The sequence below is a fragment of the Paenibacillus salivarius genome (genome assembly GCF_051307165.1).
In the GTDB taxonomy this organism is placed as follows: Bacteria; Bacillota; Bacilli; order Paenibacillales; family Paenibacillaceae; genus Fontibacillus.
Map to the genome: position 1 here is coordinate 2,404,717 of NZ_CP195592.1, position 23,024 is coordinate 2,427,740.

The 23,024-nt window shown below is 52.3% G+C and carries 29 protein-coding genes; 21 read left to right on the forward strand and 8 right to left on the reverse strand.

Annotation, left to right across the window (positions count from 1 at the left end; all coding sequences use genetic code 11):
• Positions 1-14 precede the first annotated feature (14 nt).
• Both ACSFXJ_RS10730 and ACSFXJ_RS10735 read right to left on the reverse strand, forming a co-directional pair.
• Positions 15-230 (reverse strand): hypothetical protein, encoded by a 216-nt coding sequence (locus tag ACSFXJ_RS10730; RefSeq protein ID WP_435925134.1) that lies wholly within the window; start codon positions 228-230, stop codon positions 15-17.
• A gap of 153 nt (positions 231-383) precedes the next feature.
• Positions 384-824 carry a hypothetical protein gene (locus ACSFXJ_RS10735; RefSeq protein ID WP_435925135.1) on the reverse strand — a complete coding sequence of 147 codons (441 nt, stop codon included), beginning with the start codon at positions 822-824 and terminating at the stop codon, positions 384-386.
• 149 nt (positions 825-973) lie between these two features.
• On the opposite strand from ACSFXJ_RS10735, the gene ACSFXJ_RS10740 reads away from it, so the two are divergent.
• The 3 genes from ACSFXJ_RS10740 to ACSFXJ_RS10750 all read left to right on the forward strand — a co-directional run bounded on the left by ACSFXJ_RS10740 (position 974) and on the right by ACSFXJ_RS10750 (position 2,607).
• Positions 974-1,303, forward strand: coding sequence for an ArsR/SmtB family transcription factor (locus ACSFXJ_RS10740; protein WP_435925136.1), 330 nt, complete (start codon positions 974-976; stop codon positions 1,301-1,303).
• Complete coding sequence (locus ACSFXJ_RS10745) at positions 1,296-2,261, forward strand: cation diffusion facilitator family transporter (RefSeq protein WP_435925137.1); 966 nt, start codon at positions 1,296-1,298, stop codon at positions 2,259-2,261. Before ACSFXJ_RS10740 ends, ACSFXJ_RS10745 begins: the two co-directional genes overlap by 8 nt.
• 130 nt (positions 2,262-2,391) lie before the next feature.
• Positions 2,392-2,607, forward strand: a complete 216-nt coding sequence (locus tag ACSFXJ_RS10750) for a hypothetical protein (RefSeq protein WP_435925138.1) — start codon at positions 2,392-2,394, stop codon at positions 2,605-2,607.
• Between the two features lie 50 nt (positions 2,608-2,657).
• On the opposite strand, the gene ACSFXJ_RS10755 is transcribed toward ACSFXJ_RS10750, so the two are convergent.
• Positions 2,658-3,032: a potassium channel family protein gene (locus ACSFXJ_RS10755; protein ID WP_435925140.1), complete on the reverse strand. Its 375-nt coding sequence runs from the start codon at positions 3,030-3,032 to the stop codon at positions 2,658-2,660.
• A 57-nt stretch (positions 3,033-3,089) separates the two neighbouring features.
• The gene (locus ACSFXJ_RS10760; RefSeq protein ID WP_435925141.1) at positions 3,090-3,383 is read right to left on the reverse strand and encodes a DUF2627 domain-containing protein; all 294 of its coding nucleotides are present in this window, start codon (positions 3,381-3,383) and stop codon (positions 3,090-3,092) included.
• A gap of 145 nt (positions 3,384-3,528) precedes the next feature.
• Between ACSFXJ_RS10760 and lpdA the strand changes: the two genes are divergently transcribed.
• The 5 genes from lpdA (at position 3,529) to lipB (ending at position 9,269) form a co-directional block, all read left to right on the forward strand.
• Positions 3,529-4,950: a dihydrolipoyl dehydrogenase gene (gene lpdA, locus ACSFXJ_RS10765; RefSeq protein ID WP_435925142.1), complete on the forward strand. Its 1,422-nt coding sequence runs from the start codon at positions 3,529-3,531 to the stop codon at positions 4,948-4,950.
• A 118-nt stretch (positions 4,951-5,068) separates the two neighbouring features.
• Positions 5,069-6,091: a thiamine pyrophosphate-dependent dehydrogenase E1 component subunit alpha gene (locus ACSFXJ_RS10770; protein WP_435925144.1), complete on the forward strand. Its 1,023-nt coding sequence runs from the start codon at positions 5,069-5,071 to the stop codon at positions 6,089-6,091.
• A 2-nt stretch (positions 6,092-6,093) separates the two neighbouring features.
• Positions 6,094-7,080, forward strand: coding sequence for an alpha-ketoacid dehydrogenase subunit beta (locus ACSFXJ_RS10775; RefSeq protein WP_435925145.1), 987 nt, complete (start codon positions 6,094-6,096; stop codon positions 7,078-7,080).
• A gap of 76 nt (positions 7,081-7,156) precedes the next feature.
• On the forward strand, positions 7,157-8,569 hold the full coding sequence (locus ACSFXJ_RS10780) for a dihydrolipoamide acetyltransferase family protein (protein WP_435925146.1): 1,413 nt from the start codon (positions 7,157-7,159) through the stop codon (positions 8,567-8,569).
• 19 nt (positions 8,570-8,588) lie between these two features.
• Positions 8,589-9,269: a lipoyl(octanoyl) transferase LipB gene (gene lipB / locus ACSFXJ_RS10785; protein ID WP_435925147.1), complete on the forward strand. Its 681-nt coding sequence runs from the start codon at positions 8,589-8,591 to the stop codon at positions 9,267-9,269.
• Between the two features lie 148 nt (positions 9,270-9,417).
• Here the strand turns inward: lipB and prli42 are convergent, their stop codons facing one another.
• Positions 9,418-9,510 carry a stressosome-associated protein Prli42 gene (gene prli42, locus ACSFXJ_RS10790; RefSeq protein WP_435925149.1) on the reverse strand — a complete coding sequence of 31 codons (93 nt, stop codon included), beginning with the start codon at positions 9,508-9,510 and terminating at the stop codon, positions 9,418-9,420.
• A gap of 83 nt (positions 9,511-9,593) precedes the next feature.
• Between prli42 and ACSFXJ_RS10795 the strand changes: the two genes are divergently transcribed.
• Positions 9,594-10,727: a M20/M25/M40 family metallo-hydrolase gene (locus ACSFXJ_RS10795; protein WP_435925151.1), complete on the forward strand. Its 1,134-nt coding sequence runs from the start codon at positions 9,594-9,596 to the stop codon at positions 10,725-10,727.
• Positions 10,728-10,773: 46 nt separating this feature from the next.
• Here the strand turns inward: ACSFXJ_RS10795 and ACSFXJ_RS10800 are convergent, their stop codons facing one another.
• Together ACSFXJ_RS10800 and ACSFXJ_RS10805 are read right to left on the reverse strand one after the other, a co-directional pair.
• Positions 10,774-11,322, reverse strand: a complete 549-nt coding sequence (locus ACSFXJ_RS10800) for a tetratricopeptide repeat protein (RefSeq protein ID WP_435925152.1) — start codon at positions 11,320-11,322, stop codon at positions 10,774-10,776.
• Positions 11,323-11,344: 22 nt separating this feature from the next.
• A complete protein-coding gene (locus tag ACSFXJ_RS10805) occupies positions 11,345-11,530 on the reverse strand; it encodes a Z-ring formation inhibitor MciZ (protein ID WP_435925153.1) in 186 nt (61 codons plus the stop codon).
• An 81-nt stretch (positions 11,531-11,611) separates the two neighbouring features.
• Here ACSFXJ_RS10805 and ACSFXJ_RS10810 point away from each other — a divergent pair, with 81 nt between their 5' ends.
• From ACSFXJ_RS10810 to spoIIM, 3 genes are all read left to right on the forward strand, one after another.
• Positions 11,612-12,175: an NUDIX hydrolase gene (locus tag ACSFXJ_RS10810; protein WP_435925155.1), complete on the forward strand. Its 564-nt coding sequence runs from the start codon at positions 11,612-11,614 to the stop codon at positions 12,173-12,175.
• Positions 12,172-13,368, forward strand: a complete 1,197-nt coding sequence (locus ACSFXJ_RS10815; protein ID WP_435925157.1) for an endonuclease Q family protein — start codon at positions 12,172-12,174, stop codon at positions 13,366-13,368. Before ACSFXJ_RS10810 ends, ACSFXJ_RS10815 begins: the two co-directional genes overlap by 4 nt.
• Positions 13,369-13,492: 124 nt before the next feature.
• Entirely contained in the window at positions 13,493-14,128 is a 636-nt protein-coding gene (spoIIM, locus tag ACSFXJ_RS10820) for a stage II sporulation protein M (RefSeq protein WP_435925158.1), read from the forward strand.
• Between the two features lie 423 nt (positions 14,129-14,551).
• On the opposite strand, the gene ACSFXJ_RS10825 is transcribed toward spoIIM, so the two are convergent.
• Positions 14,552-15,208 carry a transcriptional regulator gene (locus ACSFXJ_RS10825; RefSeq protein ID WP_435925159.1) on the reverse strand — a complete coding sequence of 219 codons (657 nt, stop codon included), beginning with the start codon at positions 15,206-15,208 and terminating at the stop codon, positions 14,552-14,554.
• A gap of 295 nt (positions 15,209-15,503) precedes the next feature.
• On the opposite strand from ACSFXJ_RS10825, the gene ACSFXJ_RS10830 reads away from it, so the two are divergent.
• From ACSFXJ_RS10830 to spoIIAB, 9 genes are all read left to right on the forward strand, one after another.
• Positions 15,504-15,980, forward strand: a complete 477-nt coding sequence (locus ACSFXJ_RS10830) for a Fur family transcriptional regulator (protein ID WP_435925160.1) — start codon at positions 15,504-15,506, stop codon at positions 15,978-15,980.
• A gap of 103 nt (positions 15,981-16,083) precedes the next feature.
• On the forward strand, positions 16,084-16,323 hold the full coding sequence (locus ACSFXJ_RS10835) for a DUF4227 family protein (protein WP_435925161.1): 240 nt from the start codon (positions 16,084-16,086) through the stop codon (positions 16,321-16,323).
• A gap of 69 nt (positions 16,324-16,392) precedes the next feature.
• Positions 16,393-17,313: a site-specific tyrosine recombinase XerD gene (gene xerD / locus ACSFXJ_RS10840; RefSeq protein ID WP_435925162.1), complete on the forward strand. Its 921-nt coding sequence runs from the start codon at positions 16,393-16,395 to the stop codon at positions 17,311-17,313.
• 30 nt (positions 17,314-17,343) lie between these two features.
• On the forward strand, positions 17,344-18,531 hold the full coding sequence (gene deoB, locus ACSFXJ_RS10845; protein WP_435925163.1) for a phosphopentomutase: 1,188 nt from the start codon (positions 17,344-17,346) through the stop codon (positions 18,529-18,531).
• A gap of 17 nt (positions 18,532-18,548) precedes the next feature.
• A complete protein-coding gene (locus ACSFXJ_RS10850) occupies positions 18,549-19,376 on the forward strand; it encodes a purine-nucleoside phosphorylase (RefSeq protein ID WP_435925164.1) in 828 nt (275 codons plus the stop codon).
• Positions 19,377-19,400: 24 nt separating this feature from the next.
• On the forward strand, positions 19,401-20,732 hold the full coding sequence (locus ACSFXJ_RS10855) for a pyrimidine-nucleoside phosphorylase (protein WP_435925165.1): 1,332 nt from the start codon (positions 19,401-19,403) through the stop codon (positions 20,730-20,732).
• A gap of 203 nt (positions 20,733-20,935) precedes the next feature.
• Positions 20,936-22,129 (forward strand): D-alanyl-D-alanine carboxypeptidase family protein, encoded by a 1,194-nt coding sequence (locus ACSFXJ_RS10860; RefSeq protein ID WP_435925736.1) that lies wholly within the window; start codon positions 20,936-20,938, stop codon positions 22,127-22,129.
• Positions 22,130-22,218: 89 nt separating this feature from the next.
• The gene (gene spoIIAA, locus ACSFXJ_RS10865) at positions 22,219-22,572 is read left to right on the forward strand and encodes an anti-sigma F factor antagonist (protein ID WP_435925166.1); all 354 of its coding nucleotides are present in this window, start codon (positions 22,219-22,221) and stop codon (positions 22,570-22,572) included.
• The gene (gene spoIIAB / locus ACSFXJ_RS10870; protein WP_435925168.1) at positions 22,569-23,021 is read left to right on the forward strand and encodes an anti-sigma F factor; all 453 of its coding nucleotides are present in this window, start codon (positions 22,569-22,571) and stop codon (positions 23,019-23,021) included. The genes spoIIAA and spoIIAB overlap by 4 nt, the downstream gene beginning before the upstream one ends.
• Positions 23,022-23,024 lie beyond the last annotated feature (3 nt).

Here is a 23,024-nt window from a genome sequence, read left to right on the forward strand (position 1 = left end):
ATAAAGTCTCCGATTTATTCATCGGCAGGCTTTTTTGCGTTCCGGTTCAACAAAGTTTTTACATGCCCGATTTCGTTAAACGGTATCCAATCCATCTTCTCCGAGGTAGTAATGTTTACTCCTGTCCGGTCTTCTCCCCAGCTTGGCAGTCCGGATATTTTTGACCCGTCCAAAAGCGTAATAACGATTTCTTGTCCTGCCTCGATTGCCTTTGCGATATATGTGTACATGAAAGCTTCCTTCCCGTTCGGTTTTTCTTGATGGCTTCAATATACGATTATATCGCGCCGCCATGGATTAGGGAGTCGGAAAGTTTTGACAAATACAAAGTTAAAGAGTGATCGGAGAAACTCAGTCATGTTCGATTAGCATAAAAAGATCGTTCAATGGTTAGTTTGGTTCGTTTTCTCGTTTTTTTCTTTTTCCAGCTCCAGCAGCTTGATTTCTAACTTTAATTTTTCGATATCCTTGTCGATATTTTGTTGGCTGTTGCCTGTACTGGGGCTTTCCTTCAATCCGCCCAAACTCATGAGCGAAAAAATCACACTCACGACCCCATACGAAATCACTTCATTTGGGACTAATGCGGAACCGATTCCCGCCAGAATTCCGATCAATCCCGCTGCAGCATATACCACGGCCGATATTTTAGGTTTCTTAAAGACAAACGCCATACCGATGACTAGAAAAACACCGATAAAACTGGTCCATCCCACAAAATTTTCATGCTCCGACAGCGTGACATCCATGGGAGCCGGTTGGCCGGCCTGGTAAAAAGCAAATAAAGCAAATAATAGCGAAAGTATTCCTGTTGCAATTCTCATGATCCGATATGTCCTCCTTGATGTTTATAAATTTTATATCGGTCATCTGCAAAACCGAGTTAATGTTCTGATGACAATTGACAAAAATGAAGATAAGGATTATTCTGTATATGAGCATATGTTCATATATAAAATCAGGAGTGATTATAATGGAGAAAGACACTCATTCATTTTTAACGGAAACGACGATTGATCAGGTATCCACGATTTTTAAAGCATTGGCGGATCCGACGCGGATCCGGATTTTGTACTTGTTGGCCGAGGAAGAGTGCTCCGTGACGCATATATCGGAGGTTTTGGGATTATCGCAGTCAGCGATATCTCATCAACTTGGCTTTCTCCGCAATTTAAGACTCGTTAAATTCAGAAGATCGGCGAACACGATGTATTACAGTTGCGATGATGAGCATGTCATATCTTTGCTTAGACAGGCCGTCGACCACGCATCTTGCGAACACGGGGGTGAACGGAATGAGTAATCATGATCATGACCACAAACATCAGCATGGCGGCCACACGCATTTCCATTCCCACGGGCATTCGCACGGCCATGATCACCATGGGGCCAGATCCGCAAGCAAGAGCGGCCTTCTGATCGCCTTGGGCATCACGGCTTCGATAGCGGTCCTGGAATTTGTCGGCGGGTTGGTGACCAACAGCTTGGCCCTTTTGTCCGATTCCGGACATATGATAAGCGATGCCAGTTCGTTGGTATTAAGCTTGCTGGCGATCTGGTTCGCATCCCGTCCCGCTTCGGCCCGGAAAAGCTATGGTTTTTACCGGACGGAAATCCTGGCGGCATTGCTGAATGGAGTTACGCTATTCGTCATTGCCGGGATTATCATTGTCGAAGCTTACGAACGCTTCCTCGATCCGCCGACCGTCTCCAGCGGCCCCATGATGTTGATCGCATTCATCGGGCTCCTTGCTAACTTGGCCAGTGCCTGGGCCCTTTTGAGAAAAGGTGACGTTAAAGGAAATATCAATTTCCGCAGCGCCTATCTGCATGTGCTAGGCGATGCGCTCGGCTCGGTTGGAGCTATTATCGGCGGGGTAGTGATGTGGGCGTTCGGTTGGTACATTTTTGACCCGATTGTCAGCGTGGTTGTGGCGCTCCTGATCCTTAAAGGCGCTTGGGGCGTCATCTCACAATCCGTACACGTCTTGATGGAAGGCGTCCCGAGCACGATCGACCAGGATGAAGTAAAACGCAGTTTGTTAAATATCGGAGGAGTAAAAGAAGTCCATGATCTGCACATCTGGACGATCACCTCGGGAATGGATTCGTTAAGCGCCCATGTGATGGTTGAGGAGCATGAGGATCAACAACGGGTGCTTCAGGAGGCGATTACGATGCTCGAGGAGAAATTTCGGATGACGCATGTGACGATTCAGATCGAAACGCCAAAGATCCGGCACATCGTGTTGCAGGTATGAGTTAGGGGGCCCGGAATGAGTATTTTTAATGCGGTAAGTATGCAAAGCAAACCCCTCGCAATATTTGGTTCTTTTAAGGTCCTTGTGTGATAAAATGATGTTACATGTTTAAAAAAGAGGTGATTCGCAAATGACGAATGGTCAAGACTTGGACCTGGAATCATTTCGAGAGTGGATGGACCGATCCGAATGGAGCGAGGAGGAACGGGGGCGCATTCGTGAATTGATCGAAACGGTAGAAAAGTTAAGCGCCGAAAATGCAAGGCTGCGCAAAACGATCCTTCGGCTTTCTTCGGGCAGCAGCCCGCGGATGTCCAGCAAACTGAGGGACGCGTTATATGAATAAACATAAAAATCTTTCCCGTCGGTATGGTGTGCGGGAAAGATTTTTTCGTTCTAGGACTCGGCGTCGGCAAGCTCAGGGTCTTCCGTTTGTTCTTTGTTCTTGCGGGTCCGGGGCAAAATAATGCCTGCCGCAATTTCAAAAATCGTACCGAATGTCAGACCGATGCCGGCAAAAACATAAATCATCGTAAACACCTTGCCAAGCGAGGTTTGCGGCACGAATTCGGGATGGCCGACCGTGGTCAGGGTGACCACGCAAAAATAAAGGGCGTCAAGCCAATGGAGATTCTCCACTTTCACGTAAAAGAGAGTACCGGATAGCAGTGTGGCCGCGATCAAAATGAAAAGCGTCCGAAAATGATGCCTTTTGATCGAGTGGCGCAGTCCGCCAAGCAGTCTTTTTAAAGTTAATGCAAAAGATAGCATCGTGCACTTCCTTATGAGTTTGTAAACTGTGAAGTTCTAAAGCGCAGGCAGATCAGATCAGGACTGACTGCCGGAGGCGGTACGGCGGGCTTTTTTTCGAGGTCCGACATAATTCCGCTTGCGGTCCCGGAAATAAATCCAGCCGCCCAGAAAGCCGATGCCGACGGCAAAAAGCAGCAGGCCGACAATGAAGTTAAGCCAGTCGAACGACACGGCGGACAAGGTATCGTCCCCATGCTGGGACATATATATAAATAAGGCATCCTTCATTTTCAGGAACCCGGCCATGGCCGCAATTCCCGGAACAACGAGGATGATAATGGCGATAAAACGGGATATCATCAGTCTCATCGGTGCGGGACTCTTCCTTTCGGCTTTTTTTTCATCATACATTTTTCTTCGGTTTCTGTCCATTTGAAAGCAAATTTGTAATAGTCCGAAAACAAGGTACAATAATGAAAGATGAATATTCAATAAAGATGGGTGGAGAGTAAACATGGCTATTTCATGTGATGTGGCGGTACTCGGAGGCGGAACAGGAGGGTACATCGCCGCGATCCGCGCGGCTCAATTGGGGAAAGAAGTCGTCATTATCGAACAGGACAAGCTCGGCGGAACTTGCCTGCATCGGGGATGTATTCCGAGCAAGGCGCTGCTGCGGAGCGCGGAACTTTACGCAAATATGAAAGAGAGCGAAAGCTACGGGATCGAAACGAACGGGGTTACGCTCGTTTTTCCGAAAGTACAAGAGAGAAAGCAAGCCGTCGTGGAGCAACTGCACAAAGGTGTTCAATATTTGATGCGGAAGCATAAAATTCAGGTTATACAAGGTAAAGGGCGGATTATCGGGCCCTCTATCTTTTCGCCGAAGAGCGGAGCGGTGGCGGTAGAACTGAACGACGGAGAGATGGAAACCGTGGTGCCTGCCAACCTCATCATTGCTACGGGCTCACGGCCCCGAACATTGCCGGGATTGACGCCGGACGGCATCCATGTGCTATCCAGCGATGAGGCACTGGTGCTTGAGGAGCTGCCGGGTTCGATGCTAATCATCGGCGGCGGAGTCATCGGCGTGGAATGGGCGTCGATGCTGAACGATTTCGGGGTTCAAGTCACCTTGGTGGAAGCGGCCGAGCAGCTCCTCCCCGCCGAAGATGAAGAGGTGGCCCGCGAGCTGCAAAAACAGCTGGAGCGTCGGGGCATCACGGTGATGACCGCAGCGAAGGTGCTCACGGATACGTACGAAGTCAAGGGCGAGAGCGTACATATTTCGGTGCAGCGGGGAGAAGAAGCGATTGTGCTTCAAGCGGACAAGCTGCTCGTGTCGGTCGGAAGACAGGCGAATGTAGAAAATATCGGCCTGGAAAACACGGACATCGGCCTGAATAACGGCTTTATTCGGGTGAATGAACACATGCAGACGACGGAGCCGCATATTTACGCGATCGGCGATTGTATCGGCGGGCTGCAGCTGGCTCATGCGGCCAGCCATGAGGGGTTGGTTGCCGTAAACCACCTGGCGGGCGAACCGTCTCACGGATATGTCGTCTCCCAAGTACCGCGTTGTGTGTATTCACGACCTGAAGTGGCCTCCGTCGGCTTAAACGAAAAGGAAGCAAAACAAAAGGGCTTGAACGTCAAAACGGCAAAAGTTCCTTTTTCTGCGATCGGCAAGGCGCTGGTGCAAGGCGAACGTGAAGGATTTGTAAAAATGGTCGCCGATGCCGATACGAACGATCTCGTCGGCGTGCAGATCATCGGAGCCCATGCGACCGAATTGATCGCCCAAGCGGCGATCGCCCAATTGCTGGATGCGACGCCGTGGGAAATCGGACAAGCGGTATTCGCGCATCCGTCGCTTTCCGAGATTATCGGCGAAGCGGCGTTGGCTATCGAGGGACGCTCCATGGCTTTGTAACAAGTATTATTTTCTTTTTCGGCGGAAAGGGATTATAATAAGGTTAACCCAAGTCTTAGTACCAGGTTTTAAGATGAGATTAAAACTTGGTGGGGTCCAATTAAAGGAGGTAACTCCCATGAATGCGAAAAGTTCAACCAAAACTCAGCCAAAACATGAGCAGCTCGGTTTGACGGATGCCGAAGTCGTGGACATGTACAGATATATGCTGCTCGCGCGTAAATTCGATGAACGGTGTTTATTGCTGCAACGGGCGGGTAAAATCAATTTTCACGTCTCGGGAATCGGACAGGAAACGACGCAGGTCGCTGCGGCGTTTGCGCTGGATCGTGAACGGGACTACTTTTTGCCGTACTACCGGGATTACGGATTCGTGCTGACCGTCGGGATGACTCTCAAGGAATTGATGTTGTCGGCGTTTGCCAAGGCGGAAGATCCGAACAGCGGAGGACGTCAAATGCCGGGTCATTTCGGCAGCAAACGGCTGCGGATCGTAACGGGCTCCAGTCCGGTGACAACTCAGGTTCCGCACGCCGTAGGCGTAGCGCTGGGAGCCAAAATGCAGAAGAAGGATATTGTTTCTTTTGTAACCTTCGGAGAAGGCTCCAGCAATCAGGGAGATTTTCACGAAGGACTTAACTTTGCGGGAGTTCAAAAGCTGCCTGCCATATTCTTATGCGAGAACAACCAGTATGCGATTTCCGTTCCGATCAAAAAGCAGCTCGGCGGTAAAGTGGCCGATCGTGCGCTTGGTTACGGTTTTCCGGGAATCCGCGTCGACGGTAACGATGCCCTGGAGGTATTCCGGGTCGTCAAGGAAGCACGCGAACGCGCGGTCCGGGGAGAAGGCCCGACATTGATCGAATCGATGATGTACCGGCTTTCCCCTCATTCCACGTCGGATAACGATCTGGCTTACCGGACAAAAGAAGAAGTGGATGAAAATTGGCAGAAAGACGGCATACCGAAAATGAAGCAGTATTTGCTTGACCATGGTCTTTGGAGCGAGGAGCAGGACGAGGCGCTGCTTCGGGACATTTCCCGGGATCTGAAAGAAGCGATTGAGGCCGCCGAACTGGCTCCGTTTCCGAAGCCGGAAGACACGCTCCTGCATGTGTATGCCAGCGAAGGGGAGGTCTAATCATGCCGGTGATGGAATATATCGATGCGATCCGTCTCGCGATGAAAGAGGAAATGGAGCGGGACGAGAACGTGTTTGTGCTTGGTGAGGACGTCGGGGTAAAGGGCGGCGTATTTACGACCACGAAAGGATTGCAGGAGCAGTTCGGGGAACTGCGCGTCATGGATACCCCGCTCGCGGAGTCCGCGATTGCGGGGGTGGCGATCGGTGCCGCCATGTACGGAATGAAGCCGATCGCGGAAATGCAATACTCCGATTTTATGCTTCCGGCAACGAACCAGATCATTAGCGAAGCGGCCAAAATCCGCTATCGTTCCAACAATGATTGGAACTGCCCGGTCGTGGTTCGCGCTCCGATCGGGGGCGGTATTTTCGGCGGATTGTATCATTCCCAATGTCCGGAATCGATCTTTTTCGGAACGCCGGGTCTTAAAATCGTAGCTCCTTATTCGGCCTACGATGCCAAAGGATTGCTGAAGGCAGCGGTTCGCGATCCGGACCCGGTCCTGTTCTTCGAGAACAAAAAATGCTACAAGCTGATCAAAGAGGACGTGCCGGAAGACGATTATATCGTTCCGATCGGCAAGGCGAACGTGCTGCGTGAAGGTACGGACATTACCGTCATCGGCTACAGCTTGCCGTTGCATTTTGCGATGCAAGCGGCGGAGGAACTCGAAGCGGAGCAAGGCATCAGCGCGCATATCTTGGATTTGCGGACGCTTCAGCCGCTGGACAAGGAAGCGATCGTGGCGGCCGCCCGCAAAACCGGCAAGGTGTTGATCGTGCATGAGGACAACAAGACGGGCGGCATCGGAGCGGAAGTATCGGCGATCATTGTGGAGGAATGCCTCTTCGAACTGGATGCCCCGGTACAAAGACTTTGCGGTCCTGACGTTCCGGCCATGCCGATCAGCCCGCCGATGGAAAAATTCTTTATGCTCAGCAAGGATAAAGTGAAAGAAGCGATGCTGCAGCTGGCACTTTATTAGGAATTCGGAAATCGCGGTCTGACTTCTTTGAAAGTACGTCGATAGACGTTTTCTTAACTTAGGGAGTGAATGAGATATGTCATCCAATAAACAACTAACCGATGTCGTGATGCCGCAGCTTGCGGAATCACTCGTGTCGGCCACGATCGGAAAGTGGCTGAAAAAACCGGGGGATCCGGTCGAGCAATATGAACCGATTTGCGAAGTCATCACGGATAAGGTCAATGCGGAAATCCCTTCGACGCTGGATGGGATCATGGGCGAGCTTCTGGCCGAGGAGGGCCAGGAAATCTCCGTCGGCACGGTCATTTGCCGGATAGAGACTGGAGTGGCGGCGGACACCGCCGACGCTTCCGGAACAACTATCCCGTCTGCAGGTAGCGTACCTCCATCCGTGCCTGCTGCGGAGCCCGCCGGCGCCTCGCAAAGAAGCCGGTATTCCCCGGCGGTTCAGACGTTGGCGGCCGAGCATGGCATTGATCTTCGGTCCGTGCCGGGTACCGGTCTGGGCGGACGCATTACACGGAAAGACGTACTCGCCTTCATCGAAAAAGGAGGCGCCGGTGCCGTCACGCCGTCAGCTTCGACTAAAGCCGAGCAGCAGGTGCATATTCACGCGGCGGCTTCCACAACGTCATCACCGACACCGGTACAGCCATCTGTACCGCCAGCCAATCCCGGCGGCATATCCGCCGATTTGAGCCGGGCGGCATTCGAGCCGGTACGCCATTCGGGCCTGCACCTAACCGAAACGCCGCGGATTCCGACGATCGAAGTGGAAGGCGGGGACCGCTCGGAATATTTTATTGACGTGACTCCGATCCGAAACACGATCGCAACGCGGATGCGGCAGAGCGTTTCGGAAATTCCGCACGGCTGGATGATGATCGAAGTGGACGTGACCAACCTGGTCCAGCTTCGCAACAAAATCAAGGACGAGTTCAAACGCAAAGAAGGCGTCAACCTCACCTACCTGGCCTTCTTGCTTAAAGCGGTCGTCAGCGCCATCAAAGATTATCCGATCATGAACTCGGTATGGGGCGTCGACAAAATTATCGTCAAACGGGATATCAATATTTCTCTGGCGGTCGGGACGGAAGATTCCGTGTTGACCCCTGTCATCAAAAAAGCCGATCAGAAAAATATCGCCGGTCTCGCCCGGGAAATCGAAGAGCTGGCAACCAAAGTGCGGGCAGGAAAACTGAAGCTGGACGACATGCAAGGCGGTACGTTTACCGTCAACAACACCGGGTCGTTCGGATCGATCCTGACCCAACCGATCATCAATTATCCGCAGGCCGCGATCCTTACCTTTGAATCGATCGTCAAAAGACCGGTCGTCATCAATGACATGATTGCCGTGCGTTCGATGGCCAACCTGTGCCTGTCGCTCGACCATCGGATTTTGGACGGCGTCATTTGCGGACGGTTCATGCAACGCGTTAAAGATAATATGGAGAGCTATTCCCTGGATACACAAGTTTATTGATTCGAAAGGAACCTGTGTCATGACGAAATCATTAGCTGTCGTATATATCCCGCAAATGGAATACGGGGAAGCCTGGGAACAACAAAAACAACTGGTCAAAGCGATCGACGGACAGCAGCAGGAGGAACACCTGCTGCTTCTTCAGCATCCGCCGACCTATACGATCGGTTCGCAGCGCCACCCCGAGCATTTACTGCTCGGACCGGATCAGCTTCGCGAAAAGGGAATCTCCGTTTATGAAATCGACCGCGGCGGAGATATTACATACCATGGACCAGGCCAACTCGTAGGATACCCTCTGCTTTGGCTCGACGGCGGTAAAAACTTGGATTTGCACGGATATTTACGCAGCCTCGAGCAAGTGATCATCAATTACCTGGCCGGGTATGGCATTTCGGGATCAAGAAAACCGGAGTATACCGGAGTGTGGGTCGGCGACGAAAAAATATGCGCCATCGGCGTGAAGTTCAACAAATGCCGTCAACGCAAAGGATTTATCACAAGCCACGGCTTTGCATTCAACGTGAAATCGGGCATTCAGGAGGAAGGCTTCCGCGGGATCGTTCCTTGCGGAATTCAAGAATATGGCGTTACTTCCTTGGAGGATGTGACGGGGCGCTCCTTCACGGTGGAAGGTATCGCCCGCGATATCGTCCCGTATTTTAACGAGGTATTTGGATATAATGGAGTTTTGGTTTAGTTGTTTTGGTATTGGGGTTATGTAATGTTTTTTATTAGCTGCCAAGCGGAGGTTTTGAGACTGGGGCTCTTTAGGGAGCGCGCGGCGGCTTGCGACAGCAAGTCAGCGAGCGGCGTACGGGGAGCACCGGGCGCAAAACCGGAGCGAATTAAAACAACGGCTGCAACAACGCGATCAACGTAGAAGCCACCATGGCAAACAGCATGACGTAAACGACGATTTTAAACCATTTATTTGGCATATCATAAAACTCCTTCTAGGACAATAATTTTTGAGAGCAGTTACTCCTTATAATATCGTAAAAATGAAAGCGGGGAAAGTCCAGTGATCAACAAGGATAGAGTCATCGGAGAATTTTTGGAGCTGGTACAAATCGACAGCGAGACGAAAAACGAACGCCGGATCGCCGATATTTTAAAAGCTAAGTTTACGGAGCTCGGCCTCGATGTGGTGGAGGATGACTCCGCGGAGCGAACCGGTCATGGTGCGGGAAACCTGGTCGCCACGCTCAAGCCAAGCGGGAACCTGGCGGCTCCGGTACCGCCGCTTTTGTTTACGTGCCACATGGATACGGTTGCTCCGGGCAAAGGGATTAAGCCGATTGTCGGGGAGGACGGATGGATCCGCAGCGACGGTACGACGATTCTCGGCTCGGACGATAAAGCCGGTGTAGCCGCCTTGCTGGAAGTCATTCAAGTGCTTCGCGAAAAAGAGCTCCCGCACGGACAAATTCAATTTGTCATTACGGTAGGAGAAGAAATGGCATTGACGGGTTCCCGGGCCATGGATGCGGGCTTATTGGAAGCGAAATACGGATTCGCGATCGATTCGAACGGCGAAGTAGGTACGATCTGTGTCGGCGCACCGACGCGGGCGCAAATCGACATCGAAATTTACGGGAAATCGGCGCATGCGGGCGTGAATCCGGAAGACGGGATCAGCGCGATCCAGGTTGCGGGAAAAGCGATCTCACGGATGAATCTTGGCCGGATCGACGAGACGACGACCGCAAATATCGGAAAATTCGAAGGGGGCGGCGAAACTAACATCGTTCCGGATCATGTAAAACTTTATGCCGAAGCGCGGAGTACGTCGCTGGATAAAATCAACAAACAAATCGAGAGCATGAAGCAAGCGGTCGAGTCGGTATGCGGAGAGTACGGAACGACATTCGAATTTCGCAGCGAGTTGGCCTACCCGGCCTTTCATTTTACGGAAGAAGACGAAGTGGTCGTGCTGGCCAAGAAGGCGGCCAGAGAATTGGGATTGTCCGGCGAAACGTTTATTTCCGGTGGCGGAAGCGATGCGAACGTGTTTAACGGCTTCGGAATTCCGACCGTCAATTTGGCGGTAGGCTATGAGAACATCCATACGACGGAGGAACGGATCAAAGCGGAGGACATCGTCAAAGTGGCGGAGTTTGCGCTGGAAATCGTGTCCCAGTCCCTTAAAAAATAATAAGCAACGGCCGCCCGGATGCTGAAAAGCTCAAGGGCGGCTGCTGCTATTGTATGACCGCCTGAAGCGGCCGTAGAATATTCCGGCTTTGCTCCTCATTCCACACGGTGTGCCAATTGGTCCGGTGAATGATTTGCAGGGCGGCGGAAATATCGTGCAAATATTTTTCGATTTTGATGAGCTCTTCTTCGCCAGGCCGGTAAATCTCGAGCCTGCCCAGCAGCCGGTTCATCGTACTGTGCAAATAACAGGAACTCGCACCAAACCGGGCTTTGGACATATAGTGCGAATCATCGGCAAGTTTTTCGAAAATGGCTGCCGCTTCGTCATATCTTCCTTCGTCATGCATGATTTCAGCGTAAATAAAAGCGGCTTCCCGGTAGGGAGGTTTGGCTTCCGAAAGTCGTAAAGGATCGAGCCGGGATAACCAAGCTTTGGACGCATCCACATACCCTTGGACGTAGAGCTCTTCAATCAAAGCGCATAAATGATAAACATCGCCATTGGCGAGTTCGCTAGCGGTATCGAGCTTGCCCATTCGGACGGCGCGGCGAATTTGCCCGAAGGTCAGCTCGCATTCCCCTGTTTTTTCCAACTAAAACACACCCCCATTTTCATTAACCCAGAACTTGTCGAGTTAAACCTGGATTTGTCGATAATTTTGGTTCGGCCAATCGAACTTCGATGAAATCTTTGACGGCGGTATTTTTCCCGGCTTCTTTTATCCACTGGGAGAGCAGAATACGGATTTGCCAGGCTTTGCCTTGGGCCAGCATGCGTTGTCCGGTGAAATAGCTTTTCATGGCGCGCTCCTTTTCACGAGGGTTTGATATAATAACACCATATGTTCGAAACGGACAAGTTATGACAGGAGGTTATTTTGTATGGCACAAGATCAATTGAAGGAAAAGACGATATCCACGGAACCGATTTTCAACGGAAAAATCATTTCTCTCCAAATCGACACGGTGGAGCTGCCTGACGGAACAAGAGCCACAAGGGAGGTCGTTCGCCATCCGGGCGCGGTAGCCGTGGTGGCCGTGAAGGACGGGCGGCTGCTTCTGGTCGATCAATACCGTCAACCGTTGGGACGCTGCGAATTGGAAATTCCGGCGGGGAAGCTGGAAAAAGGGGAGGATCCGCTGGAGGCGGCCCGTCGGGAACTGCAAGAGGAAACCGGCTATCAATGCGGAAAATTAACCCTGCTGCATTCGTTCTATACTTCTCCCGGTTTTGCGGACGAAATCATTCATGTCTATTTGGCCGAGCAGTTGACCTCCGGCGAAGCGGCTCCGGACGAGGACGAGTTTCTTGAAGTGGTCGAAGCCTCGTTCGATGAAGTTCAGCAATATATCGCCGAAGGCCGGATTGCCGATGCCAAGACGATTTTGGAGGCCTATATCTGGCAGCTCGGGCTCGCGCAAGGTTCGGAGTTTGCCGGAAAATGAACGAACAAACGAGCGAATTGAAGTCTTTTTACGCGGACCTGCACATTCATATCGGGAGAACCGGGAAAGGGGCTCCGGTTAAAATCAGCGGAAGCCGGGATTTGACCTTCGCGAACATCGCCAAAGAGGCGGCTGAGCGCAAAGGGATTCAGCTGGTCGGGATCATCGACTGCCATTCGCCGGGCGTGCAAGAGGACATCATGGCCTGCCTGGATGCGGGAGAAATGAAGGAGTTGAAGGACGGCGGGATTGCTTATAAGGGAACGACCCTTTTGCTGGGAACCGAGCTGGAAATTCGCGAGCCCGGCATGGGACCGGCGCATTTGCTCGCTTTTTTCCCGGATCTGGCCACGATGCAATCTTTCACGGGTTGGCTGGAAAAGCGGATGAAAAACGTGACGCTAAGTTCCCAGCGCATATATGCCCCTGCCAGAACGCTTCAGGAGGAGGTTTACGACCGGGGCGGCATGGTCATTCCGGCGCATATTTTCACGCCGCACCGGAGCATCTACGGCAGCTGCGCTCCACGGATGGCCGATGTGCTTGATCTTGATCTCATCAGCGCGGTAGAGCTCGGACTCAGTGCCGATTCCGAGATGGCAGGCCTGCTTAGCGAGCTGGATCCGTTTACGATTTTGACGAATTCCGACGCCCATTCGCTCGGGAAAATCGGCAGGGAGTACAATGAGCTGATCCTAAGCGAACCGAGCTACCGCGAATTTGAGAAAGCCCTTAAGCGCGCGGACGGCAGAGGGGTTGCCGGGAATTACGGCCTAAATCCCCGGCTCGGCAAATATCACCGGACCTATTGCGGCGGCTGCAGCTATATTATCGACGAAGCCGAGGCGGCCGTGGAGCGATGCCCTTATTGCGGCAGCCCGAAGCTCGTCCGGGGTGTGCTCGACCGCATCCGCTCGATCGCGGACCGGAAGGAGCCCAAGGTACCGGCGCACCGTCCGCCGTACCATTATCAAGTCCCGCTCGAATTCATTCCGGGACTGGGGAAGGCCAAGCTGGAGCTGCTGCTGCACACCTTTGGCACGGAAATGAACATTTTGCATCAAGTTCCGGAGGAAAAATTGGCCGCCGCCGTCGGCGTAGAGCTGGCAGGCGCCATCGTTGCGGCGCGCAGCGGCAAGCTGAAGCTGGAATCGGGGGGCGGAGGCATTTACGGCAAGGTCGCCAAATCTTAAATTTTTGCGGCGGCTTGCAATAAGCATATGAAGGAAGGCTTGTTCATAGATTAGGTTAAGCAGGTGAACGGTTGACGAAGAGCGAGCCGTTCCCACGATTTTATGAACAGGAGTGGTTCCTCATATGCTGAAGCCCTTTCGTCAACCCGGCAGCGATCAAACGCCTCTTTACATCTTTGTCGGCGTCCTTTTTCTCATGGGCGTCGTATTCGGGGCGCTGATGGTGAATGCGCTGACGCTCGAGCAGCAGCAGGATCTTTCGCGGTTTTTGGGGAACTTTTTTGTGTCGGTCAACGAGGGGGAAGGATTTACTCCCTTGCCTTATTGGGAAGTTGCCGGCTTGCATTTGAAATGGCTGGGGCTCATCTGGCTGCTCGGTCTTTCGGTCATCGGCCTGCCGGGCATTTTGATCTTGGACTTTTTCAAAGGCGTGTTGATCGGATTTACGGTAGGATGCTTGGTGGGGCAGTACACCTGGAAAGGGCTGCTGTTTGCTCTTGTGTCCGTGGCGCCGCATAACTTGATCGTCATCCCGGCCTTGCTTATAAGCAGTGCGGCCGCCATCAGCTTCTCCCTGGGGATAATCCGCAGCCGGGTGCTGCTAAACCGCTCGGGAGGCGCTTCAAAGCCGTTCTTGTCCTACACGGGCCTCACGCTTGCGATGGCCGCCGTGCTGTTGGCGGTTGCCACATTCGAGACCTGGGTGACCCCGAATATGATGGCTTGGGTTACGCCGATGCTGGGGCAGGGAGCTTTGTAGATACCGGGACTTAGAAAAATCACGATATTACACCAGAATCAAGAACGCTTCCGAAGTGAACTTTCACTTTTCCGGAAGCGTTCTTCTTCATTTTACGAATTGTTGCGCCGGAAGGGCAAAGGGCGGTGCTACTGAATTAGGATCTTTTATGGGAAAATATGAAACGATAAATCGTTATGGGCAACAACGGTCGCTTCTTAGCAGGTGCGCAAGGCCACAAACTTGTACACAGATCTCTAACGGTTGCTATAAGCGTTAAACTGCGTTTTTTTGAACTTTAATAATCTAACGGTTGTAAGCAGCGTTATCTCCTTATTTTTAGTGAAATCAGGTGGAAAATGAACGATTAGCGATGAATACAACCGTTAGAAAATAGGAACATTGATTTTTACCCGAATAACGAACATAGCAACCGTTAAATCTTTAGAGATCATTGTTCAACCGAAAAGTCCGGTATCGCTGTTTTCCGCTGTTTACGATCAACAGTTTCTTGTCGACAAGGGATCGAAGAATAACTCGGGTACGATTCTCCGTAAGCCTTAAATGTGCGGCAAGCTCACGTCCTTCAAACGGGCGCATCACTCTGCGGGCAAACCTTAAGGATTCCGCCTCCGCCCAATTCAAGGCACCGATACTGTTTAGCGATAGAAATTTCCCCACGAAAGAGAGCACCAATTGCTTGCAAAGTCCCGGATCATCGCGAATCGATAAATAAGCGATCGGCAGAAAGTACCAATCATCGAGGGCCAGTGCGGCCTGCTTCATGCATAGATCCTTAAAGCGACCGGCTTCCACATCTCTGGCATGACTGCCGTAATCCTGAATTTCGATGCAGCCTTTTACGGAACCCGGCATGTATGCCAGGTCCAGGTAACGGAATTTGTTGTTGAAGTCTCTGACTTCATACTCGGGAAATAGGTCATCCAAATTTCCGATGGCAGGAAACCATACCGACCGCAGAAATGTGACGGTTCCATGGCCTAAACCACGTTTAAGCAGTTCCCTTCGCCGGGGATTCTTCTCCTCGCAAATCTGCTTGCTCAGCCAGCCGTTATAAACTTCCTCGAATAAAGTACTCAACTCAACACCGCCCCCATCCAAATTATCGAATTACGCAAAAAAACCGCCTCAATACGAACCTGCACAAAAGGCAAGAGATTTCGTATCAAAGCGGTATGTGCTTCACACCGTGGTAGATATATTCATAATGTACCATGTTGGGTTTTTGTTCTGCAAGATAATGTTGATTTTACTTTGACTTTAAATTTTGGTATCAAACTCAAGGTCCAGTTTATGTTTGACTTTGTTCAAGCGAACCCCCTATAATGAAAGAAGTGATTATAGGTGTATTGCGGTAAATCCTGGGGGGGAGAACATGGAAGCAAAGATCGAAAAAATTAAACAGCAGCTGCAATCCCACGGTTACAAACTGACGCCCCAACGGGAAGCCACGGTACGAGTACTGCTTGAAAACGAAGACGACCATCTCAGCGCGGAAGATGTATTCATGCTGGTAAAGGATAAAGCTCCAGAGATCGGGTTGGCTACCGTCTATCGGACGCTGGAGCTGCTAAGCGAACTTCATGTCGTGGAAAAAATCAATTTCGGGGACGGGGTTGCCCGGTACGATTTGCGGACCGATACGACGAAACATCACCATCATCACCTGATTTGCGTTCAATGCGGAGCGATGGACGAGATCAAGGAAGACTGGTTAGGCCCGCTTGAGGAACGCCTGGAGAAGGAATTCAACTTTACGGTGCTCGATCATCGTCTGGATTTCCAAGGCATTTGCTATCGATGCAAGGACAAGAACGGGGATCAGTCCGGCGACGGGAACAAGAAATCATAAAGTAAAACTCCAATCGGTTTTGCCGGGTGGAGTTTTTTTGTTGTCCTCATAATTCCTTTTTTCGAGTTATATACTTTAGTAAAAAAGGAAGAGGAGACGCTTCATGATGGTGATCTCGTTAAGAAAATGGTTAATGACGGTAAAATATGCTTTAATATTTATGGCGCTGGCCTATGTATTCTATCATTCTTTCGGCATGCTTAAGGAATACGTATTTTTGCCGGACAAGTACCGCATCCCGGACGGTTCCGCCGTGAAGGTGTTCAAGGCCGAGCCGAAGGAAACGTCGAGAGTGGAATTCCTGGCCGAAAGATTGAAGCTCTTTTTCTGGTATGGGGAATAATAAGGCTTCAGAAGCAGGGAAATGAGTCTGAAATGTTGAATTGTTGTATGTGGAAAGGAGGCGCCGGAGATGGAACAGGTTGCGGCCTCTTTTGTTTCATTTTTGGCTGGACAGAAGGATCTGAGCGATTCGACGCTGGAGAGTTACAGCCGGGATGTTCGCCAATTCCTTGAATATTTGCGGGAAAGGGGCAGCGCCGAGCTTGGCGAAGTGACCCGTGCGGGGGTGCTGCTCTATTTTGCCGCGCTTCGGGATGCTGGCAAAGCCCCGGCCACGATTACACGGACTTCCGTAGCGTTGAGGGCGTTTTTTCAGTATCTCGTTCAGGAGAAAATCATCGATCAGGATCCTTTTTTGGCGATCAAGCTGCCGAAACTGGACAGAAGCCTGCCAGACGTGCTGACTATAGATGAAACCGAGCGTTTGCTGGACATGCCTGATCCAGGAAGCCTCCTGGGACTCAGGGACCGGGCGATGCTCGAGTTATTGTACGCCACAGGCGTCAGGGTGAGCGAGCTGCTCGCTTTGCATATCGAGGATATCGATACGGCGGTTCGTTTTTTGCGATGTTCGGGGGAGGCCGGCAAGGAACGGATTTTGCCGTTCGGAACGGTTACCGCGGATTGGATGGGCCGATATTTAAAAGAAGCCCGCCCAAGCTTGGGTCCTAGCGATCCATGGGATCCTCTGTTCCCGAACAGGGCGGGAGGCCGGATGAGTCGTCAGGGCTTCTGGAAGGTGATTAAGAAGTATGGACATGCCGCCGGGATATCCAAGGAAATTACGCCGCATACGCTAAGACATTCTTTTGCCATCCATTTGCTTGAAGGCGGAGCGGACATCAGGTCGGTTCAGGAAATGCTGGGGCATGCGGATTTGGCGACATTGCAAATCTATTTGAACCACGCCCGGCCGAACCTGAAATCCGTGTATGACAGCTTTCATCCCCGGGCAAAACGCCCGAATGGTTTGGACACGCCATTGGGATAACTAACAGGAAAGATTGAAGGAGTGACGAAAATGGAAAGTGGCAAACGTTTTGACAAAATTTCCGTGATTGTACTGGACAGCGTAGGCATCGGCGAACTGCCGGACGCCATTAAATTCGGAGACAAAGGGGCGCATACCCTTGGACATATCCTGGAATCCGTTCCCGGAACAAAGCTGCCCAACCTGCAAAAGCTCGGACTCGGCAACATCGCCGACCTGCCTCATATGGAACCGGCCGCATCTCCGGCCGCTTATTACGGAAAAATGGCCGAAATTTCATCCGGCAAAGATACGATGACCGGCCATTGGGAGCTGATGGGCCTCAAAATCGAGACCCCTTTTCAAACCTATCCCGACGGATTCCCGCGCGATCTGATAGCCCGATTCGAACAGGAAACCGGACGTAAAGTGATCGGCAACAAGCCGGCTTCCGGCACGGAAATTTTGGTTGAGCTCGGCGAAGAACATATGAAAACGGGAGCCTGGATCGTTTACACGTCCGCGGACAGCGTTTTTCAGATTGCGGCTCATGAGGAGGTTATTCCCCTCGATGAGCTTTACCGGGCGTGCGAAATCGCCCGCCGGCTTACGCTGGAGCCGGAGCATTCGGTCGGACGCGTCATTGCACGGCCTTTCGTCGGCCAACCCGGCGATTTCAAACGGACGCCGAACCGGCATGATTATGCGGTTACTCCGCCGGAGCCGACGGTACTTAACGCCCTGAAAAATGCGGGCAGGGATGTGGTTTCGGTCGGGAAAATCAACGATATTTTTTCCGGAGAGGGGATTACTTCTTCTTTTCCGACAAAGAGCAACCGGCATGGCATCGATGAAACGATCCGTCTGATGGCGGAGCCGTTCAACGGGCTGTTGTTCACGAATCTTGTCGACTTCGACTCGCTTTACGGACACCGCCGCGACCCGGAAGGCTATGCGCGGGCTTTGGAAGAATTCGATGCGTCGGTGCCAGACCTGCTGGAACGGGTAGGGGAGCGGGATCTGCTGGTGATTACGGCGGACCACGGCAATGATCCGGTTCATGCGGGAACGGACCACACGCGCGAATACGTGCCGCTGCTTGTCTACGGTAAAGGGCTGACCTCGCCGCACAGTCTTGGCGTTAGAGGGACTTATGCGGATTTGGCGGCGACGATTGCCGACAATTTCGGAGTTCATGCGACAGAACACGGAAAAAGCTTTTTGAACCTGTTGAAATAGAAAGGGAGAGATCAAGAATGGCGAATGTACTTACGATTGGCATGATCAGGGAAGCGGCGGATTTCATCCGCTCCAAAACGAAAGTGACCCCCAAGACGGGGCTCATCCTCGGCTCGGGACTCGGCGTCCTCGCGGATCATATTGAAGAGGCGGTCAGCATTGCCTACAAGGATATTCCGTACTTTCCGCAATCCACGGTGGAAGGGCATGCCGGCGAGCTTCTGATCGGCAATCTGAACGGCTCTCCGGTCATTTTGATGAAAGGCCGTTTCCACATGTACGAAGGTTATGGCCCCGAACTCACCGCGTTTCCCGTTCGAGTGATGAAGGAGCTGGGCGTCAAAACCCTGCTGGTTACGAATGCGGCCGGAGGAGTTAACACCTCATACGAGCCGGGCGATTTGATGCTGATCTCCGATCATCTTAATTTGACCGGCACGAACCCGCTGATCGGGCAAAACGACAATGAGCTCGGACCGCGTTTTCCGGACATGTCCCAAGCTTACAGCCGCAAACTGCGCGAGTTGGCCCGCAGCAAAGCCCAGCAAGCAGGGGTGTCGCTTCAAGAAGGCGTTTATGCGGGGCTGTTGGGTCCTTCTTATGAAACGCCTGCCGAAATCCGCATGCTTCGTACCCTTGGCGCGGATGCCGTAGGGATGTCGACGGTTTCGGAAGTGATCGTGGCCCGACATGCGGGCCTTGAGGTGCTTGGCATCTCCTGCATCAGCAACATGGCTTCCGGCATTCTGGACCAGCCGCTGTCCCACGAAGAAGTGATCGAAACGACGGATCGGGTGCGGGAGAAATTCCTTAATCTGGTTCTGGCGATTATCCCTGAAATGTAAAAAACGTAAGGAGGCGGGAATCCGATGAGAGCTGTTGACCTGATCCGCAAAAAAAGAGACGGACTTGAGCTGACCGGCGAGGAAATCGGCTATTTGATCAAAGGGTACAGCGAGGGCACGATCCCCGATTACCAGATGGCCGCATGGGCGATGGCGGTTTATTATCAGGGAATGAGCGCCCGCGAGACGGCGGATTTGACCCTTCATATGGCTTCCTCCGGAGACATGATCGACCTTGGCTCGATCCACGGCATCAAGGTGGACAAGCATTCCACCGGCGGGGTCGGAGACAAGACGACGATCGTGATCGGGCCCCTCGTCGCCTCCGCGGGCGTCCCGGTCGCCAAAATGTCCGGGCGCGGGCTTGGACATACCGGAGGCACGATCGATAAACTGGAGGCCATCAACGGTTTCTCCGTGGAACTCGGGCAGGATCGCTTTTTCCGCCAGGTCAACGAGATCGGGCTTGCCGTTGTCGGGCAGAGCGGAAATATGACGCCGGCCGATAAAAAGCTGTACGGTCTGCGCGATGTGACCGCGACGGTCGATTCGATTCCATTGATCGCAAGCTCGGTCATGAGCAAAAAAATTGCCGCCGGAGCGGATGCGATCGTGCTGGACGTCAAAACCGGCAGCGGTGCGTTCATGAAAACGCTTGATGACTCGATCCGGCTTGCCAAAGCGATGGTCGACATCGGAACCCAGGTCGGGCGAAGCACGATCGCGGTGATTAGCGACATGGATCAGCCGCTCGGCTACGCCATCGGCAATAGTTTGGAGATCCGCGAGGCGATCGCTACGTTGCGGGGGGAAGGACCGAAAGACCTGGAAGAAGTCTGTCTCATCCTGGCCTCGCATATGCTTTTGCTGGGCGGCAAGGCGGACAGCGAGGAAGATGCGCGCGAAAGGTTGATGAATAATCTTCAGACCGGAGCGGCGTTGGATAGGCTGAAGATGTTGGTGGAAGCGCAAGGCGGGGATACGGGGCAGATCGATAACCCGGATCTGCTGCCGGAGGCCGAGCTTCAGGTGGAAGTGAAGGCGGAGACCTCCGGGTATATCGAATCGATCCAAGCGGAAGAGATCGGAATCGCAGCGATGCTTCTCGGTGCCGGCCGGGAGACGAAGGATTCGGTGATCGACCTGGCGGCGGGCCTCGTTTTGCGCAAAAAAATCGGCGATCCGGTGGAGGCGGGCGATGTACTGGCCGTGCTCCACTTGAATCGCCAATACGAAAGCCGGCTGGAGGAAGCCTCTAGCAAAGTAAGGGAAGCTTACGGCATTTCGGAAACCAAAGTGCCGCAAAGACCGCTCGTGTTTGCCCTGGTGACGCCGAAAGGAATACGGCGGTTCTAGCAGAAGGCTTAGTTTCGTAGACGGTGGCTGTATAGATAGATTGTATTTTTTCCAAGCAAAGCAAAAAAAAGCAAAAAAAGCAGTACAGGGCTAGACACCTGTACTGCTTTTTTTATTTGCTGCCGATTTCTGGAATAATTCATCCATATTAAGGCCATACTAGGTTAGCAGAATCCATATTTTAGCTAAAAGGAGGACTAATGTTGAAAAAGCGGTTGTTAATCGGCTTCACAGCCATGATTTTGGCCTTCCAGTCTTGGCCTGCCGCGAGCTTTGCGAACCATGGCGCGCCGCATGAGCCGGTGGATAGCAAACTGGCGCTTGCGGACAACGCCATTTCGGCGATTCTGATGGATGCGGATACGGGGACCGTCATTTACGAGAAAAAAAGTCATGAGCAGCTGCCTCCGGCCAGTATTACTAAAATCATGACGATGCTGCTTACGATGGAGGCGATCGATAAAGGGACGCTCAAGCTGACCGATAAAGTTGTCGCCAGCGAATACGCCTCATCCATGGGCGGGTCGCAAATTTTTCTGGAGCCCGGGGAAGAAATGACTGTCGATGAGCTGTTGAAAGGCGTGGCGATGGCGTCCGGCAATGATGCGTCCGTCGCGCTCGCGGAGAAAATCGGGGGTACGGAGCAAGCCTTCGTGCAGATGATGAACGATAAAGCGAAGGCGTTGGGGCTTAAGGATACGCACTTCGCGAATTGTAACGGTCTACCCGCCGCAAACCATTATTCGTCCGCTCACGATATCGCCGTAATCAGCCGGGAATTGCTGAAACACGGAGGAATTACGAAGTACACCGGTTCATACCAGGATTACCTGCGCAAAGATTCGGAGAAGCCGTTCTGGCTCGTAAACACGAATAAGCTGGTAAGGTTTTACAGCGGCGCTGACGGGTTAAAAACGGGCTATACTTCCGAGGCGAAGTTTTGCCTAGCGGCTACGGCTGTCCGTGACGGTTTGCGCTTGATCGCAGTCGTTCTCGGCGAACCGAATACGAAAACCCGCAATAGCGAAGTATCGGCCATGTTCGATTACGCGTTCTCCCAGTATGCGCTGCATCCGATTTACAAGGCGGGAGAAGTGATCGGCAAAGTGAAGGTTCAAAAAGGGAAGGCGGCTCAGCTCGAGCTGGCGACTCCGAAAACGATCAGCGTCCTTGTGAAGAAGGGGACGGCACCGGGTTCGATTTCCCAGAAGCTGGAGGTTCCCGATAAGCTCGCCGCTCCGGTGAAAGAAGGCCAGGTCGTCGGCAAACTTATCGTTTACCAGGACGGAAAAGTGTTGAACGAGTTTGAACTGAAGGCGGCTTCGGAAATCAAAAAAGCAGGCTGGTGGACGATGTTCAAACGGGCCGCGTCCCACTTGTTTTTTGTAGATTCATAGGATTTTTCTTCTAGTTTTGTCAGCAGGGAGGATTCCTCCGTGCGGCTGTAGAATTGTTGTGTTCATGTCAGGGAGGAGAGTGAACAGACGTGAATTTGAAAGTGGAAATGGAAAGACATCGGGGTACGCTCGTCGTACGTTTGATCGGGGAATTGGATCACCACACAGCGGATCAAGTACGCATATCCCTTGATGAGGAGATCGCCCGGGGGGGCTGCCGCCACATCGTGCTAAGCCTCGAGTCGCTGCAATTTATGGACAGCTCGGGAATCGGGGTGATCTTGGGCAGATACAAGCTGATTAAGCAAAAAGGCGGGCGCATGGCCGTCTGCGGCGTGAATCCGCCCGTTTATCGGCTGCTGGAGATGTCCGGCCTGTTCAAGATTATGTCCGTCTACGAGAACGAGAGCATCGCTCTTTCGGAATTGGAGGTCGCCCTATGAACCAGATCGACCGCAATTTCATGACGCTGCAGTTTGCGGCCAAATCGGAAAACGAATCTTTTGCCCGGGTAACGGTTGCCGCCTTTGTGTCGCAGCTGGATCCGACGATGGACGAAATCACCGATTTGAAAACCGTCGTTTCCGAAGCGGTGACCAATTCGATTATTCATGGTTATGACAATGATCCGAGCGGGATCGTGACGATTTCCGCAACGATCGAAGGCGACACGGTGACGCTGACGGTGGAAGATAAAGGCCGGGGGATCGAGGATGTGGAATTGGCGAAACAGCCGCTGTACACCTCCAAGCCCGAGCTGGAAAGATCCGGTATGGGCTTCACGATCATGGAAAATTTTATGGACGAGTTTGATGTGACGAGCGAGATGGGCGGAGGCACTTCCATCCGGATGAAGAAAAGGATCGTATCTAAGAAAGCTTTATACAATTAGGGG